Here is a 17,771-nt window from a genome sequence, read left to right as displayed (position 1 = left end):
TACTTTTTCTACCAATTTCCAACTCTAAGTTAGGCAATATTTTTAAAACGGTATCGTGAATGGGAAAAGTTTAAACCTCGATTTATTCGTGCATGGATTCAAATACAACGACACGGTTTCGACCATTCTTTTTGGCAGAATAAAGGGCTTCATCCGCTCTTTTACTCACCTCTTTGTAATCATCATCTTTTAAATCAAATTCGGATATACCGAAACTGCATGTCTTATGGCCTAGGGTTTCAAACGGATATTCTTCAATGGAGCTTCTCAATTTTTCTGCCAGAACCGATGCATCCGAAACGTTTGTATGAGGGCAGATAATTAAAAACTCCTCACCGCCCCATCGTCCGAGGATATCCGTTTCCCGTATATGCCCCGACAATATGGCCGAGATCGCAATCAATACGCGGTCTCCGACATCATGCCCGTAGGTATCATTTACCTCTTTAAAATTGTCGATATCCAGCATAATGACGGAAAAAGGGTAGTTGTAGCGTTTTGAACGTTTTATTTCCCTATGAAAACTGTTTTCTAAATACATGCGATTATGCAGCCGTGTCAACTGATCCGTAACGGAGAGTTCTTCAACCCGCTTTTTATCGGTGATATTTTGGCTTATTGCGGTGTATCCGATCTTTTCGCCCAACTCGTTAAAGATTGGATAAATCATTGTATCCAACCAATAAAAAGAGCCGTTTTTACCCCTGTTTTTGAGCTCTCCGCACCACGTTTCCCCCTGCGTGATGGTCTCCCATAATTTTACGAATTTCGCCGTTTTCGTCTCGGGATGTCTTACGATTCGATGATTACTGCCTATTAGCTGTTCTTTTTTAAATCCTGATACTCTGCAAAACGCATCTGAGACTTCGGTGATTTTTCCATTTAAATCGGTGGAAGAAATGATGATATTTTTATCGATGAGCGCCATTTGTTTTTCGATGGTTTTTGCATACGATTGGCTCTTTTCCAAGGCGCGGTTTAACGTATTCCGGAGATTAAACGTTTGCAAGGTATTCTTGAGACGGACGAGCAGCTCTTCTTTTTGAAACGGCTTTGAAACATAATCTGCAGCACCGAGTTCAAATCCTTTTACAATGCTTTCATTATCATGTTTCGCAGTCAAAAAGATAATAGGGATATGGCTGGTGTTGTGATTCTCTTTGATCCGTTTTGCCACTTCAAATCCATTCATTCCCGGCATTAAAATATCGAGTAATATGAGATCGGGTTTTGTCTCCGAAGTGATGATTTGGAGAGCTTTTTCACCATTGGTTGCGACCATAAGGTCGTATTTATGGAACAGTATTTCCGCCACTACCGAAATATTCAACGGTTCATCGTCAACCATTAAAACTTTTTGTTTAGTATTTTCTTTCATTTCATGGAACCTAATATGTTTCGAAGTATTACTAATACTTCATCGTATTGATACTCGCGCAAATGCTTAATAACTTGTTGACGTACATCTTCCTTACAGATAGTATATAACATATTCTCCAGTGTTGTCATTCTTTCTTCCTGGATAATGGAAGAGTGTTCCAAATCTATTATGAGTCTCTCCATAAATTCTGCAATCTCTTCCTCACTATAGATGGTATCGGATACAGCCGAAACGTTATCCTGATAATAAGTTCGTATATCCCGAACCATTTTTCCTACCGATTCAAAAAGCTGCGGCATCAGTGATTTAATTTGCTCCGAATCATTTGACGATTCGATTGCTCCGGAGAGTGCAAATATTTTTTCCATCGATAGATTCCCGCTGATCCCTTTTAATGTATGTATCGTGTGTTTAAATGATTCCGTTTCTGTCATTTCGGGGGTAAGTTTGGAATCGATCATTTCATATTCGTCGCAAAAATAGAGTAAATACCGTTTTATCCGTTCGGTATCATTTCCGATCCGCTCAAGGAGCTCTTTAGTATTAATCCCCTCAATCCCTTCAAAGCTCTCCGATGTATTACCCGCTTTATTTATCGTTTTGCTCTCTGTGACAAGACGCTGCTTCGGTTCTATCCATCGAACTAACATTTCAATCAACAAATCGCTGTTGATGGGTTTGGAGAGATGCGCATTCATACCGACATCCGAAGTCAGCTCTTTATCTTTTTGCATTACGGCGGCACTCAAAGCTATAATCGGAACTTCTTTATACTCAGGGATGGCCCTGATCACTTTAGTCGCTTCGAAACCGTCCATTACCGGCATTTGCAAATCCATCAATATCAAATCATAAAGCGTTGTTGCGACCCGGTTTAGTGCTTCCATCCCGTTTGCGGCGACATCGACAATAATCTCCATATCTTCCAAGATTCCCGTTACGACAACCTGGTTGATTTTATTGTCCTCTACCAATAAAATACGCGCACCCCGCAGACCGTTCAAACTCTCCTTACTGATCAGTATTTTTTCATCTGATGGCTGATACGGCAATGATTTCATCTTTCCGAATTTAACTGTAAAGAAAAAGGTGCTTCCGACCCCTGATTCACTCTCTACTCCGATATCCCCGTCCATCATCTGCACAAGCTGTTTGGAAATGGCCAGCCCCAGCCCTGTCCCGCCGAATTGGCGCGTAATAGACGTATCGGCTTGAGAGAATTCCTGAAAGAGTTTCCCTTGTGCCTCCAGATTCATCCCGATACCCGTATCCTCGATACTGAACTTCAGGGTATAACACTCCTCATTATCATCTACTTGAATAACATGAATCGTGATTGTCCCGGATTCGGTGAATTTAACCGCATTTCCGACCAGATTGGTCAGAATCTGGGTCAAACGCAAAGCATCCCCGATCATGACGCTTTCTTTGATAGTGACATCCAAAGTTAGAGCCACCCCTTTTCGGTGTGCCTGAAATTCAAAAAGACTCATAATGTTATTCATTACACTGTTAAGGTCAAAAGGTTTATATTCCAAATCGAATTTGCCCGCTTCGATTTTTGAGTAGTCGAGGATATCATTGATAACGTCCAATAATGCATGAGACGATATGTTCGATTTTTCCAGAAAATCTCGTTGCTTTGGCTCTAATTCGGTGTTCAGAACCAATTCGGTCAAACCGATGATCCCATTAAGCGGAGTCCTGATTTCATGAGACATATTGGCCAAGAAATCCGATTTTGCTTTTGCCGCCGCTTCAGCCGCCTCTTTTGCTTTTTCGAGTTCTAATTGACGTTCCCTCTGCTCTGTAATATCAAGCCCGATAGTCGTTACATACTGCATCTCTCCGTCTTCATCCAAAACCAGGGCATTCGACCATTCAAATATCCTCTCTTCGCCCTCTTTGGATGTCCATGAGTTTTGAAAGCTTTCGGTTATATTTCCGTCAATAGCATTTTGTATGATCCCAAATACCTTATCCTGCATTTCCGGATGCAAAAAACGGGCCCAGAAATAAGGTTCGGAGGCCACCTCTTCCTGGCTATATCCGCAGAAACGTTCACCAAACGGATTAAGATTGATCATGACTCCGTGACGGTCGATAATCGCAATGATGGCATTGGCGCTGTCTACCAATGTTTTATTGATACTTTTTTCATAAATCAGTTTATTTTCGAGCTCATTTCGTTGAACGATGTCTTCCTTAAGCTTTTTGACGGCTTCATTCAATTTTGTATTACGTTCAGTGATGCGTAGCTGCATGAGGTACAGCGTATCGGAGAGAACCGATATTTCATCCCCTTTGGTCCCGATTTCCATCGCATCTGCGTCATCATCTTGCGCAATACTTTGAGCATACGAAGTCAGATCATTCAAAGCATTCGTCAGTTTTCTACCGATAATATATGCGACGAACGAACTGATACTGATCTCAATCAAGATGAGTAAAAACGTCAAATATCTGTTTTTCTCGATCGCATGCAGGCTTTCGGTAATCTCAAACAAAATTTTCGCTTTTCCAAGCACTTCGCCATCTATGGCAATCGGAAAAATTTTCAGCCTAAAGGCTCTATCCCCCCGCACGATATCATTTGATGCGTCTGTGAAAGTGTCAAGATCAAGCGTCGGATCCGACGTTGCATGGGAAATAACTCTCTGCTGGTTATCGTAAACTTGGAGTGCAACAACATTTTTTAAATGTACGAAACTTTCGGCTTGATCATCAAGCGTACCGAGATCGTAAACCGCCAAAGGTGTTTTTGCCATTTCGGCGAAAAGGGTTATCCCCGTCTGAATTTTTTCATCGATGAGAGCGCGGGATAATTTGGCCTGTGAGGAAAAATTAAAAAAGACGATTAACGATATAAAAATAATCTCTATACTTAAAAACGAGAGAATAAAGCGATATCGAAATGAGAGTTTCATAGTTTAGTCTTGTGTTAACGGAAGTGCGACCGCGATATCCCGTATCTCGTCATACGATGTGTCATCCACTGCAACAAGATGTTTCATATTGATCGATGTGACCAGTTGTACGGGCATCTCCAACAGTGCTTTTGTTATCTTTGTTCTGATATGGGCGGGGAGAGACGGGTTAAATGCTATCGGATGGCTGGGATACCCTTTCGTTTTGTACAAAATGGTGAGCGATTCTTTGGTTTCTTGGTCATCAAGGCTGTTATAGGTTCGTTCAACACCGCCTCCCACATCACCTACCCCCCTTGCAATACCTTTATAAACCGAATCATGCGAATTAACATAACGATACTTCTTTTCTCCGTTTACATCGATCCCGTATTTCTTTAACAACTCATATTTTGTCAGCAGTGTCGCGGCAAACGCGTCGGGTGCAGGGAAAAGAAACTGTTTGCCTTTGAGCATAGAGACGTCGTTGATCCCGCTGTTTTTGCGGACGACTAAAATCCCGACAACTTTTTTCTCATCTTTGACTGCGGCAGTATACCCCTGACGCTTATGGGCAAGCACATAATGGTAAGGATTCATATAGGCGATGTCATATCCGCCGCTATAGAGTACTTTCTCAAATTCGGGAATAGAACGCTCAATTTTGAGTACTACTTTTTCACCCGTAACATTTTCGAGATAGGCGATCACAGGCTGCCAATCTTTTATTAATTCAATCGGACTTTGCTGGGGAACGACACCGAATACCAATACTCTTGCTTCAAGGGAAACGATCAAAACAGTGCTGATAAACAAAGTGATAAGAGTGCGCATATGGTTCCTTTTAAAGGAGCTGAATGAAAAGATTATAGCAGTCTTCTTTCATTTTCAAAACATTTTTGACCTCTTTTGCAATAATTTTTTATAATATTCATTTCAACAATTTTATAAAAACAGAATCTGTGTTATTATTTTCAGTATGATCAATCTAAACACCGATGCCCGGCTCAATATCATCCTGCCCAATACAAATAAAGCCCTAGCCGAGGCGATCAAAAATGCCACCCCTGAACAGCTCTCACAGCTCAAAGAGGGGAAAGATATCAAATCCCTCCTCACCTCGGTTTTTCAGGATAAAATCACCGCAACAAAATCGGATGCCGTATTGCTCGATATATTAAAAAACTCTGCCGCATTTAAAAATATGGGGAGCCTCACCGATAATCTGCAATCGCTTCTCAAAGAGCTCAAAACATCTCCCGATCTCTCCCCTAAAATCGCCGTGATGGAAAAATTTCTCAAAAATATCGATCTTATTGACAGCAAAACGCTTAAAACGCAGATGGCTTCCAGCGGGGTTTTCATGGAGTCCAAATTTGCCGCCGCATTGCAAAAAATACCTGATCTGACCCAAACCTTTGAGCAGCTTCGCACTCTTCTCACAAAAAGCCCCCTGAATGAGGCAAAAGCCCTTCATCAACAGATTTCAACCCTTTTGGAAAGCCCTGTTCTCTCTACAGCGTCACACGACTTAAAAAGTGCCCTCGTCCTGACCGATACACTGAAAAAAGTAACCGAAAATCTCCACACACTGATCTCCAAAAGTGATCCGCTGTATTCTAAAGAGGTCTCCGCCCTAGCCCAAAAGCTCGATCAGCTCAGTGCCGTGCAGGAGATCAAGACGGCCCTTTCACAGCTTTACGGAACCCTCTTATCCAGCAATGCCTCCGATACGAATACGTTGCTCGATTCCATCGAAAAACTCCTCAAAAATTTGGATAATGCCCCGAGCGAAGAGTTGAAGACATTTACCCAGAATCTCAAAAGTGCCGTTAAAGAAGGAAACATCACCCAGGAACTCTCTCAAATTATCACGAAACTGGATGCATTCACCGATCCCAAAACACTGGTTACAGACACGTTTCTCAAAGAATCGATGGAAAATGATCTGAAATCCAATCTCCTCTCTTTGCGCGAAGAGCTCACCCAATCAAGTGATCCGAATGCTCCGAAACTGCTGGAACAAACCGACAAACTCTTAGCCCAAATCGATTATCACCAAATCACTTCCTATATCGGGTCGTCGAACTCCATCTACATCCCTTTCGCATGGGATCAGCTCGAAGAGGGCTCTATGGCGTTTAAAAAAACCTCGGACAAAAAATTTTACTGCGAAATCAATCTCCGCCTAAAAGAGTACGGAGAACTGAATCTGATGATGGCACTGTATGAGGGTAACCAGCTGGAAATCCAGGCCCATACCGAAAAACCGGAACTCAAAACCCTTATTCATGACAATATCGGCACCCTGCGGTCCTTGCTCATCGATGCCGGATTAACCCCCAGAGCGATACGGGTTTTTGAAATGAAAGAGACACAATCTCCGTTGAAAGAGACCTATGGCAGCGACACAAACGGTTCCGATCTGGGCTTTGAGGTGAAAGTATGAAAAAAGCGGTCGCAATGCGTTATGATCCGGCAAAAGAAAACGCCCCCCGCGTCGTCGCAAAAGGGCAAGGGGTCACTGCCGAAAACATTATCAAAATCGCCGAGCTTCACAACCTGCCGATCAAAAAAGATGAAGATTTAGTAGAGATGTTGAGCAAAGTGGAGCTGGACCGTGAAGTTCCGGAAAAGCTCTACCTCGCAGTGGCGGAAGTGTTTAGTTTTATCTACAAAATCACGAATCCTCGATAACCTCATCGACGATATAATCTTCCAACTCGATGTCATCACTTTCCAAAATCGGATCCAACGCATGCATCCCGTACGGGCGAACCGAAAGGGGATCTTTGGTGATCAGCGGATGCCATGAGGGAAGCGGTTTGCCCAGATGGCGCAAGCGGTACGCACACGTTTCAGGCAGCCAATCATACTGGGCCGCACGTTCGACATTGAGCCCCATGCACCCCTCTACCCGTTTAAAACGGTTCTCATAATCGCTGCATTTTCCTGCTTTAATATCGTAACAATGGCACGCGACACGTGTCAAATAGATGGGAGCCGTATCGTCGTCTTCATCCTGCAGACGGTTCAGACAGCACAGCCCGCATCCGTCACAGAGTGCTTCCCATTCGACAGGGGTCAGTTCTTCGAGGGTTTTTGTTTCCCAAAAGGGGGCGGTTTCTTGTTGTTTCATAACGGAAAAATAGCATAATCGGGGTTAAAATCCTCTATTCGAACCGTTATTTGGATATGATGAGGATAAAGAAAAGGATAATTTTATGACTACTGAACAACCATTGGGTGAACTCTTGCGCGAATGTGCCGATTCCGTCGGAGGCAAAAACTTTTTTCTCACTCTTGCCGAAACGATCCGAACCACCCGAGAGGGGATTATCGTCGGTGAAAAAAAACAAATCAACTACTCCAATGGTGTCATGACGTGGAATAAAACACTCCATGCCGATAACTGGAGATTGTTGGTCGAATCGGCGAAAGTACGTACCAAAGACGGCAATATCCTCCTTCCCGCAGAAGACAAACGTCACAAAAATATCCTCAACATGATCCGCACCCTCAAACCGCTCACATTTACGGTTACCCCGACAAATTCCGCTGACGGCGAAGGGTTTAGTTTTAGTGCATTGGAAGTGATCGATGATAAAACGACACGGGTATCGCCGCTGTTTAAAGCGATGTTTGTAATGCCGATCGATGTGTTACGAAAAACGATGGTATAAATAAAAAAAGGATTGTTTTAAAAAGAAAGAGAGTGGAGCGGGAAACGAGACTCGAACTCGCGACATTCAGCTTGGAAGGCTGACGCTCTAGCCAACTGAGCTATTCCCGCATCACTGGGGAATTATAAAGTAAAATCCCTTAAAAGTTCTTTTATCAGTGGGCAGGGATATAGGCGTACCCTGCATTCTGCCATTTTACCAACCCGACCATCGCCGATTTGATCGGTGTGACAAATGGGTATAGATCTTCACTCAAAATCCCTTTTTTGTGCATTCCCGACATGCAGATATCCAAATGGATATGGTATTTCTTTTCGATCTCTTCGAGCCGTTTATGGATCGCTTCTTGGTTTTCAACCAATTTTTTATCCACGCCGTACTGGGTGTTTTCGAGATTTTGGACGAAAAACTTATAGGCTTCGCCATGGATAACGACTGCCACGTCGACCGTATCTCCCTGAGCGGTAAAATAATCGATCGTTCCGGGAACCCCGATCAACAGCTGATTGCTAAACGATTCCATATCACCGGTTTTCAGATCGATCATAAATTTTTTTGTATCCGCAAAGGTAAACGTAGCCGCAAACACTAAGATGAAAAGAGCTAAACGCATGATAAATCTCCTATAGAGAGAATAAGTGAACGGTATCATGGCTAAAGTGTGTAAAAAATGTGTAAAAAAAACATTTCCTATTTTTAAATAAAACAATGCCATAATATATTTGTTTTTCTCTATCAAATTAATGTATTGGTTGTTGACATGAGGATAGAGTCGGTTTCGGACAATAAAACAGAGGGCGATGAATCTGCCCAACTTTTCTTCAGTACCGAAAGTGCCATTGTTGATTATTTCACTACAATCAATCATTCCCTAAAATCGTTTACCCGATACGAGAATGCACCGAACAGTATCGATTTTATAAAATTGCGCCGCTTTCTCCTCACCACCTATAACAATCTCGTCGACTTGGATCTGGATCTAAAAAACGCGCAGGTAACCGATATTCTGAAAGATTTGATGTCGTTAAGCGAGATTTACGATGCCTTCAAGCAAAAATCCAAACAGATCAAAAAAGCATTTTACGACCTTTTTCTCAGTCGTAACGATGAATTCGTACACGCTCAGAAGAGAGTTGAATCCAATAAAAGCGCTATAGAACACCACAATTCCAACATAGCGGTTGCGGAGGCTGCAATCGCCAAACTGGAATATCACATCAAAAAAACGCCTGAGGCATCTGACTATTATCTCATTATTCAAGAAAGAATGAAAAAGGCGAAAGGGATTATCGTCGACGAAATCCATGCCAAAAGATCGCAGGAAGAGGAAAATTTCAAACTTATCCAATTTATTGACATGATCATCACTGAAAATGAAGAGAGTTTTGCCAAGAAATACGCGGTTCAAGCCATTATTTTTGATCAGAAAATTACCGATTTATTGAATAAAGCCGCCTATGTCTTTGATGTTTCGTTATGGCAATATGCCAGAGATTCCAAACCGATTAAAATGCATTTTCAAAAATCCTATGTCAAAGGTCAGCTCTCAAGCTTAACATACCTCAAATACTATCTGCAATCGCTAAACCATGAAAATTTTTCCGCAGAGCAGCAGGAACTGGCCGCACTTGTCCCCTATCTTGAAAACCTGCACCGCCGTAAAATTCTTTATTTGACGACAGAGGTCGAAAATGCGATGCGGCTCAAATCGGTTATCACCTCAATCGACAAATACATCGATCTGGAAACAACAATGAATTATGATAAAATGGTCGAATCGCTCATGAAAGAAGTACCCCATTACCTTTTCATCGATCAACAGATATCAGGTTTGAAACCATTGATCAAAATGTTAAAATCACATGGAATTATGCAAAAGAGCAATGTCGTTTTAGTCGTAGACAATGTAAGTGAAAGCTTTATGGAACAGGTCAAAAAAATTCATATCCGTTATCTTCTCCCTACCAATGTCTCCCCGCACGTTTTTGCGCAGAGACTCACCCATATTCTCAATGAAGATCCAACCGTATGAAAACACAGCGAGTGCCGTTCGGCCAAACAAACCCAAAGAAAAAAAATGCCGTATTTCTGGCCATCTATGTCGATGCGATTTCCCCATGGAGATATTTCAAAGACGATATGCAGCATCTGAAATGCCCCGCACTCATCATGATCGACCGATGGGACGGACGGATGGGGTTCCCGGGAGGGACGGTGGATGAGGGTGAGAGCCTACTGGAAGCTCTGGTGCGGGAGATCAAAGAAGAAGTGGGTATAACAGTCAAACCGGATAAAGTCCATCCGATCGCCAGCCATGAAAACAAGCTCGTTACCCATCTCTACGGCCTCAAAGTCCTCGAAGCGGAATTTTTGCACATTTACTATCATATCCTGAACAACTTTTCCCGCTCAATCCTCCTGCACGCGTATGAAGAGGGAGATACGTCACACTTTATGTCCGAGATTACCGGGATAAAAATCGTCCCCCTGATCCACCATGAAAACAAAGGGATCAACCGATTCCTCGAAAACGGCTTTGCCGGTGCAACACGCGAAGACCTTGATGTACTCCTGCACGAAATATTCGGGATGAAGATTTAACGAACCCGTACCCCTACGATATCGCCGAAGAGCAATACGTCTTCAAGTACCGCTTTGTTGCACAGTCCGTCACGGCTTAGATTAATGAGGAGTTCTCCGTTCGCACTGCTAAAGATTCGGTCGTTTAGAACGACTTTCATAAAATCTCCATCCTCCGTCTCTATCTCCTTTTGCATCTCTTTCAACACTTTTGGATTAGGGAAAACCACATCGATACGTCCATCTTTTCGGTTGCCACCTATTACATAAAACGGTCTATCTTCACGTACTTTTAAATAGTTTTTGAAATTAAAAAAGAGTGTAAGAATATCTTCAGAGGCATAAAATTCATTTTTAACTTTATCCCACTGATCACTTTGGATATTTTCTACCCACACTGTTTTATTGGGATGATCAAAAGTATAAATTTTTATCGTTTTTTTCAAATCGGTTCGTCTGATTTTAATGTATTTTTGAGGAATAAGCACTCCGTTAACGATATGTCCATAGCTCTCATACGTTTCAACACGATTGTTTGTTAGTAATTTAGCAATACCAGTTGTACGAGCTTCGATTCGGATAGAGTAAGTATCATCATCATTAGTTTCAAAACGTGCGTCCGCAATTCCCATCGTCTGAAAAACCCCGAAAGAGACTTCATAGGTGGCCGTAAGCACTTTGGCGCCCGCTATTTGTGACAGTACAAGAAGCAATAATACTATTTTTTTCATCGTGTCATCCTTTCAAGCAAGCGTAATATGTAATCGTGAAGGATTTGCAGATTACATATTGAGCAATAACGATCCCGCTCCTTTTGACACGACACCGATAGGAACTTTAATCCCCTCTTGCATATGATCGGCAAAAATACGGTTAAGCCAGAGGCGATTGGTTTGCACGTTTTGCAGGATCAGGTACTCCTCTTTGTCGATCGTGAGCGTCATGTAGGATCCGATAACCACAGAAAGTTTTTGGGTCTCTCCCTCGGGTAAAAGATTGAAACAGAGTGTTTTTTTCGATGTATCGACCGTGACGTTTTCAACTTTGCCGTATCCGCGGGCTTTAAAGTAAAGCGATACCGCCGAAGTGAGAATTTTGGAACGGATAGAATCCATGGTTGAAAGCTCCGCCGCGTTGGCGGTGCTAAAGAGTAAAAAAGATATTAAAACCAAACGTTGGAGCATAAAACCATCCTCATTTTTTTAGGATGGGATTATAGCTCTATGCCTCTAAAAGAGAGCTAATATCCGCGATTTCATTTGCCTCGAGTTCAAATGTAAAAATGGCCAAATCTTCATCGATATGATGTTTCGATGTCGAACCGATCAGAGGTACGATTCCCTTGTGGCAAAGATAGCGATAAAAAATCTGAGCTTCGGTTTTATCGTATTTTCGTCCTAATGCGAATACCGTTTTACTTCCCAAAATATGGGGATTGGCAGTCAGTGACCAAAAACTCTGATAGGTAATGTTCATATTCTCGCACCATGCACGCAGTTCGATGTCGTATCCGCTCTCAGCGTAAAAACGGTTTTGGACTACCGTCGGCTTGATTTCGGCGTTAGCATAGAGCCGTTTGAGCAGTTCCACATCATAGCAATTGCTGATTCCGAGACGGAGCGCACTCCCGCAACGGCAAAGCTCTTCCATGGCTTCCCACACTTTTTGCAGATGCGAATAGGGAAACAGCGGAGAATGCAAAACGAGAGAATCCACATACTCCGTCCGCAAATTTCGCTTTGATGCTTCAAAAGACTGGGCTACCTGCATCTCCAAAGGGGCATTCGGATCGTATGGGATACGTGCGGGGTCTTGACCGCTGAGAGGCGTAAACTTCGTCTGCAAAAACAGCTCTTCGCGCATTATGCCCTGAGCTGCCAACCGCTCCAATGCTTCACCGACTCCCGCTTCATTGTAATGTTTGGGCTGACATGCCGTATCGATCCCGCGAAATCCGCTCATAATCGCCATTTCGACCAGATCCGCCGTATGCTCTTTTTTCCATGCCGTACCGTACATCAGGGGAGGCATTTTAGTGTTTTGCATTCCATTATCCTTGTTTGTAACTCATCGCTGTCATTATAGCCAACTGTATACATTCGCCATTCCAGCTTACAATTCATTAGCGTTTTATGGATACACTACCGCTTTACTTTATCTCAGGACACCGTATGACTCAAATCTTTCTCCTCATCTTTGTCATCACCATCTTTTACTGGGTGTACAAAGGTTATTCACGCAATCAGGTCGTTTATTCGAAAAAGCAGTTTCAACATTTCGTTATTACCAAAGAACATCTGGCGAAAAGTGAATTGGGACTTTTTGTTGCCCTCGTCGCCAAAGTCGCCAAAGCCGACGGACGGGTTGACGAACTCGAAGCAGAACTCGTCAGCAATATGTTTAATGATATCAGTACCCTCTTCCCCGATCCGGAAGCAGCCAAAAATATCCTAAAACAAATTTTTGATATCGAAAAGCAGGTACCGGACAATTTGGTACTTGTAACACAAGCACTCTATAACGCTTTGCACAATGATCCGCATAAACGCCAAAAGATGATGGAATTTCTCGTCAACCTTTCTTATATCGACGGGGTTTTAAGCACTACGGAAGAGGCGATGCTCCATACCATCGCTATTCATTTGTATTTGAGTGCGGACATGCTCTCAGCGATGCTTCAACAGTTCGGTTCCTACCATCGCCACAGTGTCAAAGAGAATTCGATATCTCAAGCCTATACCCTTTTGGGGCTAAGTTCGGATGCGACGAACGATGCGGTTAAAAAAGCCTACCGTTCACTTGTACGTGAATATCATCCCGATATTATCAAAGCGCAAGGGGCATCGGATGAGTATCTCAAAGAGGCAACCGAGAAGGTTCAAGAGATCAATGCCGCATATGAGATGATTAAAAAATCACGAGGCATTTAAGAACGTCCATTAGAATGCTATAATACTCTATAGAGTAATGGAGGGAAGTGTTATGGATAATTTTACCCTTTTGTTCGGGGTCCTTTGTCTGATGTTCATTGTCGTAAAGATCGTTTATCACAGATCAAAAGAAGACAAAGATCCCGATGAATGCGATGATCAAACTTTCCCGCACTTATAAAAAAAGATGGAATTTATAATGACTAAAAAAGAGATTTTCAACATTGTTTACTGGGTCGGATTTATCGCGATTGCCCTCTATTTCGCCTATTCAAAAGGGTGGATATTCACCAACTTCGAATCCATCTCCCCGAAAGAAGCCAATGCTCTTTTGCAAAAGAATGATAATGTCTTTCTTTTGGATGTCCGAACGCCTGAAGAGTTCGCACAGGATCATATCGAGGGAGCTACGCTTATTCCGGTTCAAGTATTGGGTGAAAACCTATCAAAACTGCAAAACGTCAAAGACAAAAAGATTATTGTCTATTGCCATAGCGGAAACCGAAGTGTCGTCGCTTCCCGTATTCTGGCCAAAAACGGTTTCATTCCCCTCAATGTCAAGGGTGGAATTACCGAATGGAAAGCCCAAGGGCTGAATGTCATCCATTAATCGCTATTTTAAATAAGTAATTTTCGCTTTTTCGTGCAAATGAGCCATTTTTTTATCCATAATGACTTTAAATTTATCCATTTTCAAACGCTGTTCGATAAAGCCTTTTACATAATTAAACCCGAATTTCTTAGCCGCTTTTCTCTCTTCGACATAGATAACGTGATACCCGAATTGGCTTTGAACCGGAGTAGAGGATATCGTCCCCTCTTTCATTGCGAATGCGGCATCGTTAAACGACGGTACCATTTGTCCGCGAGGGAAGTATCCAAGGTCGCCCCCTTTTGCCGCACTCGGTCCGGTTGATTTTGATTTCGCCTGTGCGATAAACTCATTTCTCAATCGATCTCCGCTGAGCCCTTTCATACTTTTGATAATCGCGTTGGCTTCTGCTTCTGTTTTTACCAGGATATGGCGTGCGTGGATTTTCTCTTTATCTACGAACTCATCCGGGTTTGCGTCGAAATAGGCTTTGACCTCTTTCGCATCGATTTTAATCGATTCGAATTGTTGTTGTTCCCATACTTTTGCCGCCAGTTGTACTTTGAGTCGGCTTACCAGGTTCTCTAATTCTTGTTTGTACTCTTTGGTATCCAGTACTCCTGTCTTTTGTGCATCGTCGTATACCAGCTCCTGAGCTATCATCCCTTCGATGATCCGTTGGCGCAATTCGTTTTGTTTATCCGCCGGGAGAGAATCGAATCGACCCTGTGTCCCCTCTAGCAATACTTTATTCACTTCATCCGATGTAATCTCATCTCCGTTGACGGTCGCCAATACGGCTGCAGATGCACTCGCTCCACTCAACAATAAACCCAAAATCCAAGCGCTGTAATATCGCTTCATTGTTATCCCCATAGTGTTCCCAACGTGTTAGATGGGATTTAAATGTGAGATTGTATGGCAGTAATTCTTAAATAGTTATTATGATAACTATTATTTTAATAATTATTTAATTCCGTAAGATTACCTGTACCTTAAATAGCTACTATTGCTTCTCTTGAAGCATTCGATCCAATATGGAAAAAACTTCGTCGCTGGCATGTTCCATCTCTTTAAATACTCTCACAAATTCTTCAGAACCGATACTTTCCGTCTGGATCAAATCAAAAATTTTATGCGTTGAGTTATGAACAACCGAATGGGGTGTATCAAGCAATCCGTAACTCGGTGTTTTGTTGAAGAAGTCGGCACCTTCACCCTGATGGTACCATTTTCCTAAACGGCAATTGTGGTGATCGACAAATGCAAACTGCTCTTTTCTCGACACGGCTGAGAGATAGGTATTCACTTTCCAGACAATATGATCGAGTTTTGCCAAACTCATAAATATCCGCTCCGCCGTATGGGCTGTGCTCTCAAACGTTTGATTCATCATCGATGCGTTTTGTTCCATATTCATGTTGAAACTCTGAATAGATTGGTTTGATTCCGAAATATTCTCTTGAATCTGCTCAAATTTTTCACCGATCGTCGTTACGTCTTGTTTCATTGATTGCAAGGAGATGTTGATTTCACTAATCGCTTTATCCGTACGATCGGCCAATTTACGTACTTCATCCGCAACAACGGCAAAGCCTCGTCCATGTTCACCCGCTCTGGCCGCTTCGATGGCGGCATTAAGTGCCAACAGATTGGTTTGATCCGATATATCTTTGATTAATCCTAAAATGCTTGCTACATCCTGTGCTCTGATTGAGAGAGCCTGCACGGTTTCCATTGAGTCGGCTGCCAAATGGTTGAGATTCTCCAGCGTAACAGAGATATTGGATGATTTTCCGACCAATTCAACAATGTTGTTCAACAGCAGCGTTGATTTGGAAATATTCTCTTTTGAAGAGGAAACCGATTGTGCCATATTCCCTTGGACGTCAATCAGATTTTTTTTGAGCTGTTCATTTTGGTAAATCATGACCGATGAGGCATTGCTGCATTGAAATTCAGTATTTTGCACTTGGAGCAAACTCTCTTTGGTCTGGAGTTCTTCATTCAACCGTCGGATCTCTTCTTTTAGAGATTCATTCTCTTTCTTCACATCAATCAGTTCGTTTTCCAGAGCTGTGTCATTGCCAAACCACCCCATAAAGCATCCTTCGCAATTGTATAGTTAATGAACATTATAAAACAATAAAATCACAAAACTATCATTTAAATTCTAAATAACGTTTCAAAGCACATTTGAAACCTTATCTACTATTGTTATTTTTAAACAGAGTTAAACAATTGTATCGTACTCTATCCTAAATCATATACATACTCATCGGTATCTACCTGTTGCGTTGCACAATAGAGTTTGATTTTCATGTCTTCGTTGATGATATGATCGATCAGTGCTTTTTTGATGATGAATTTGAGTTTGGTTTGGATCATCGCTATCGTCGGAGAATTCGTTATCGATGCGTTGAAAAACTCAATGATTTCACGATGGAGTTTTTTGTGATATTCCAGTTCCGGAAATCCGATTTGCTGCAAATAAGCCTCTTCATCCCGAAAATGCTCGCTCATATAGCGGCTCAGTTCACCCAATATTTGACGAAGTTCCTCTTTACTTGACGTTACCGCATCCAGCGATGCGATTCGTCCCACTATTTCAAAAAGATAGCGATGCTGTTCATCGATCCCTTTGATCCCTAAAAGATACTGGTCACCCCATTCCAAACCTGTTGCCATATTAATCCCATAGTAAAATAGATGTGCTCTAGTATTCTATCGGTTTATCGGTTATTTTTCTGGAAAGGCGATACACCCTGCTTTAATCTCTTCCCGTGAGGATTTAATCAAGGAGTTTATTTTAGGATCGTCACTGACAATCTGATCGAGCAGTTTTAATCCTTCATCAGATCTGCCGCTGCGACATAAAAGCATTGACAGATTGTTCAATGCAAGTGCGTGCGACGGTTTTAGTACTAAAAGCTTTCGATAATTTTTCTCTGCTTCCGAGAAATTCGAGACGTTATACTCGGCATTGGCTAAGGCAAAAAGGATATTGGTATCTTCAGGCCAACGGCTCAGTGCACTTTGATACGCTCTAATCGCTCCCAAGCCATCCCCTGTTTTCTCAAATTCATACATGGATCGCAACACTGTTTTCGGTGAAACCGATGCTGGGAGTTCCCCAGGGGGAAGAAGGACGACACCCCAGTTTCCGCTTCGTTTCCACAATGCCGCAAACGTTGCGAGAGGCACTGCTTCGTTCGGCTGATCCGAAAAATGGACGATGATTTGCCGTTTTTGCTCATCATAACCGATCACCGGCGCATAATGCCAGAGCGGATGCCATGAAAAACTGCGGTTTACCAATACGATCACGGGATGATGTGCCGAGAGTTCAGAAAACATCGCTTCAAACGTCGGCTCCATCGGATAGGCGATCAGTCCGTTGGCACGGGCAGATGTGATCATCTCTATCTGCAACGTACCCCCTTTTGCCGGAATCAATGTATGCGCATCCAGCTCTGACATGGAGAGTTTAGGGGTAAATGAGGCAGCTGATTGCCAATACGAAGAGACCATCTCAATCGATGTTGAACCGCACAGCTCTGAACGCGGCGGAATAAAAGGGACATTGATAGAAGATGATGCGTAATGTTGCTCAGGAGGAAACGGCTCTTTTGGGACGCATCCCGTTGCCATTAGAGTGACAACGAGTGCGTAGAGTAGTATACGGTAGTAATGCAGCAT

Annotated in this window: 20 protein-coding genes and 1 tRNA gene; 8 read left to right on the top strand and 13 right to left on the bottom strand. The window is 42.6% G+C overall.

What is annotated here, in order from left to right; genetic code table 11:
* Positions 1–82: 82 nt before the first annotated feature.
* Genes PHE37_RS05085 through PHE37_RS05075 form a run of 3 tightly spaced genes read right to left on the bottom strand, consistent with a single transcriptional unit; the run spans position 83 to position 5,121 of the window.
* Positions 83–1,378, bottom strand: coding sequence for a diguanylate cyclase (locus tag PHE37_RS05085; RefSeq protein ID WP_299996000.1), 1,296 nt, complete (start codon positions 1,376–1,378; stop codon positions 83–85).
* Positions 1,375–4,308, bottom strand: a complete 2,934-nt coding sequence (locus PHE37_RS05080; protein ID WP_299995998.1) for an ATP-binding protein — start codon at positions 4,306–4,308, stop codon at positions 1,375–1,377. Before PHE37_RS05080 ends, PHE37_RS05085 begins: the two co-directional genes overlap by 4 nt.
* 3 nt (positions 4,309–4,311) lie before the next feature.
* Complete coding sequence (locus PHE37_RS05075; RefSeq protein ID WP_299995997.1) at positions 4,312–5,121, bottom strand: phosphate/phosphite/phosphonate ABC transporter substrate-binding protein; 810 nt, start codon at positions 5,119–5,121, stop codon at positions 4,312–4,314.
* Positions 5,122–5,266: 145 nt separating this feature from the next.
* Between PHE37_RS05075 and PHE37_RS05070 the strand changes: the two genes are divergently transcribed.
* Positions 5,267–6,736 (top strand): flagellar hook-length control protein FliK, encoded by a 1,470-nt coding sequence (locus PHE37_RS05070; protein ID WP_299995996.1) that lies wholly within the window; start codon positions 5,267–5,269, stop codon positions 6,734–6,736.
* Positions 6,733–6,984 (top strand): EscU/YscU/HrcU family type III secretion system export apparatus switch protein, encoded by a 252-nt coding sequence (locus PHE37_RS05065; protein ID WP_299995994.1) that lies wholly within the window; start codon positions 6,733–6,735, stop codon positions 6,982–6,984. Before PHE37_RS05070 ends, PHE37_RS05065 begins: the two co-directional genes overlap by 4 nt.
* Here PHE37_RS05065 and PHE37_RS05060 read toward each other — a convergent pair.
* Positions 6,968–7,426, bottom strand: a complete 459-nt coding sequence (locus tag PHE37_RS05060; RefSeq protein WP_299995992.1) for a YcgN family cysteine cluster protein — start codon at positions 7,424–7,426, stop codon at positions 6,968–6,970. The genes PHE37_RS05065 and PHE37_RS05060 overlap by 17 nt on opposite strands.
* An 85-nt stretch (positions 7,427–7,511) precedes the next feature.
* Between PHE37_RS05060 and PHE37_RS05055 the strand changes: the two genes are divergently transcribed.
* Positions 7,512–7,970: a hypothetical protein gene (locus PHE37_RS05055; RefSeq protein ID WP_299995990.1), complete on the top strand. Its 459-nt coding sequence runs from the start codon at positions 7,512–7,514 to the stop codon at positions 7,968–7,970.
* A gap of 33 nt (positions 7,971–8,003) precedes the next feature.
* Here PHE37_RS05055 and PHE37_RS05050 read toward each other — a convergent pair.
* Together PHE37_RS05050 and PHE37_RS05045 are read right to left on the bottom strand one after the other, a co-directional pair.
* Positions 8,004–8,080 (bottom strand) — tRNA-Gly (locus PHE37_RS05050).
* A 44-nt stretch (positions 8,081–8,124) separates the two neighbouring features.
* Positions 8,125–8,583 carry a DsrE family protein gene (locus tag PHE37_RS05045; protein WP_299995988.1) on the bottom strand — a complete coding sequence of 153 codons (459 nt, stop codon included), beginning with the start codon at positions 8,581–8,583 and terminating at the stop codon, positions 8,125–8,127.
* Between the two features lie 147 nt (positions 8,584–8,730).
* Between PHE37_RS05045 and PHE37_RS05040 the strand changes: the two genes are divergently transcribed.
* Together PHE37_RS05040 and PHE37_RS05035 are read left to right on the top strand one after the other, a co-directional pair.
* On the top strand, positions 8,731–10,002 hold the full coding sequence (locus tag PHE37_RS05040; RefSeq protein ID WP_299995986.1) for a hypothetical protein: 1,272 nt from the start codon (positions 8,731–8,733) through the stop codon (positions 10,000–10,002).
* On the top strand, positions 9,999–10,571 hold the full coding sequence (locus PHE37_RS05035) for an NUDIX hydrolase (RefSeq protein WP_299995984.1): 573 nt from the start codon (positions 9,999–10,001) through the stop codon (positions 10,569–10,571). The genes PHE37_RS05040 and PHE37_RS05035 overlap by 4 nt, the downstream gene beginning before the upstream one ends.
* On the opposite strand, the gene PHE37_RS05030 is transcribed toward PHE37_RS05035, so the two are convergent.
* From PHE37_RS05030 to PHE37_RS05020, 3 genes are read right to left on the bottom strand one after another with little or no spacing between them, the layout of a single operon-like run.
* Entirely contained in the window at positions 10,568–11,281 is a 714-nt protein-coding gene (locus PHE37_RS05030; protein ID WP_299995983.1) for a DUF3108 domain-containing protein, read from the bottom strand. The genes PHE37_RS05035 and PHE37_RS05030 overlap by 4 nt on opposite strands.
* 51 nt (positions 11,282–11,332) lie before the next feature.
* Complete coding sequence (locus PHE37_RS05025; RefSeq protein ID WP_299995982.1) at positions 11,333–11,734, bottom strand: hypothetical protein; 402 nt, start codon at positions 11,732–11,734, stop codon at positions 11,333–11,335.
* Between the two features lie 37 nt (positions 11,735–11,771).
* The gene (locus tag PHE37_RS05020; RefSeq protein WP_299995980.1) at positions 11,772–12,596 is read right to left on the bottom strand and encodes an aldo/keto reductase; all 825 of its coding nucleotides are present in this window, start codon (positions 12,594–12,596) and stop codon (positions 11,772–11,774) included.
* 125 nt (positions 12,597–12,721) lie between these two features.
* On the opposite strand from PHE37_RS05020, the gene PHE37_RS05015 reads away from it, so the two are divergent.
* From PHE37_RS05015 to PHE37_RS05005, 3 genes are read left to right on the top strand one after another with little or no spacing between them, the layout of a single operon-like run.
* Positions 12,722–13,480, top strand: a complete 759-nt coding sequence (locus PHE37_RS05015; protein ID WP_300008266.1) for a DnaJ domain-containing protein — start codon at positions 12,722–12,724, stop codon at positions 13,478–13,480.
* Positions 13,481–13,532: 52 nt separating this feature from the next.
* Complete coding sequence (locus PHE37_RS05010; RefSeq protein ID WP_299996253.1) at positions 13,533–13,661, top strand: hypothetical protein; 129 nt, start codon at positions 13,533–13,535, stop codon at positions 13,659–13,661.
* Positions 13,662–13,679: 18 nt separating this feature from the next.
* A complete protein-coding gene (locus tag PHE37_RS05005; RefSeq protein ID WP_299996251.1) occupies positions 13,680–14,090 on the top strand; it encodes a rhodanese-like domain-containing protein in 411 nt (136 codons plus the stop codon).
* A gap of 3 nt (positions 14,091–14,093) precedes the next feature.
* Here the strand turns inward: PHE37_RS05005 and PHE37_RS05000 are convergent, their stop codons facing one another.
* The 4 genes from PHE37_RS05000 to PHE37_RS04985 all read right to left on the bottom strand — a co-directional run bounded on the left by PHE37_RS05000 (position 14,094) and on the right by PHE37_RS04985 (position 17,771).
* On the bottom strand, positions 14,094–14,936 hold the full coding sequence (locus PHE37_RS05000; RefSeq protein WP_299996249.1) for a peptidylprolyl isomerase: 843 nt from the start codon (positions 14,934–14,936) through the stop codon (positions 14,094–14,096).
* 142 nt (positions 14,937–15,078) lie between these two features.
* Complete coding sequence (locus PHE37_RS04995; RefSeq protein ID WP_299996246.1) at positions 15,079–16,173, bottom strand: methyl-accepting chemotaxis protein; 1,095 nt, start codon at positions 16,171–16,173, stop codon at positions 15,079–15,081.
* A 152-nt stretch (positions 16,174–16,325) separates the two neighbouring features.
* Entirely contained in the window at positions 16,326–16,760 is a 435-nt protein-coding gene (locus PHE37_RS04990; RefSeq protein ID WP_299996243.1) for a bacteriohemerythrin, read from the bottom strand.
* 51 nt (positions 16,761–16,811) lie between these two features.
* Positions 16,812–17,771 (bottom strand): PA2778 family cysteine peptidase, encoded by a 960-nt coding sequence (locus PHE37_RS04985; protein ID WP_299996242.1) that lies wholly within the window; start codon positions 17,769–17,771, stop codon positions 16,812–16,814.

The organism is Sulfuricurvum sp., assembly GCF_028681615.1.
Lineage (GTDB): Bacteria > Campylobacterota > Campylobacteria > Campylobacterales > Sulfurimonadaceae > Sulfuricurvum.
This window is presented reverse-complemented; position numbering and strand designations above follow the sequence as displayed.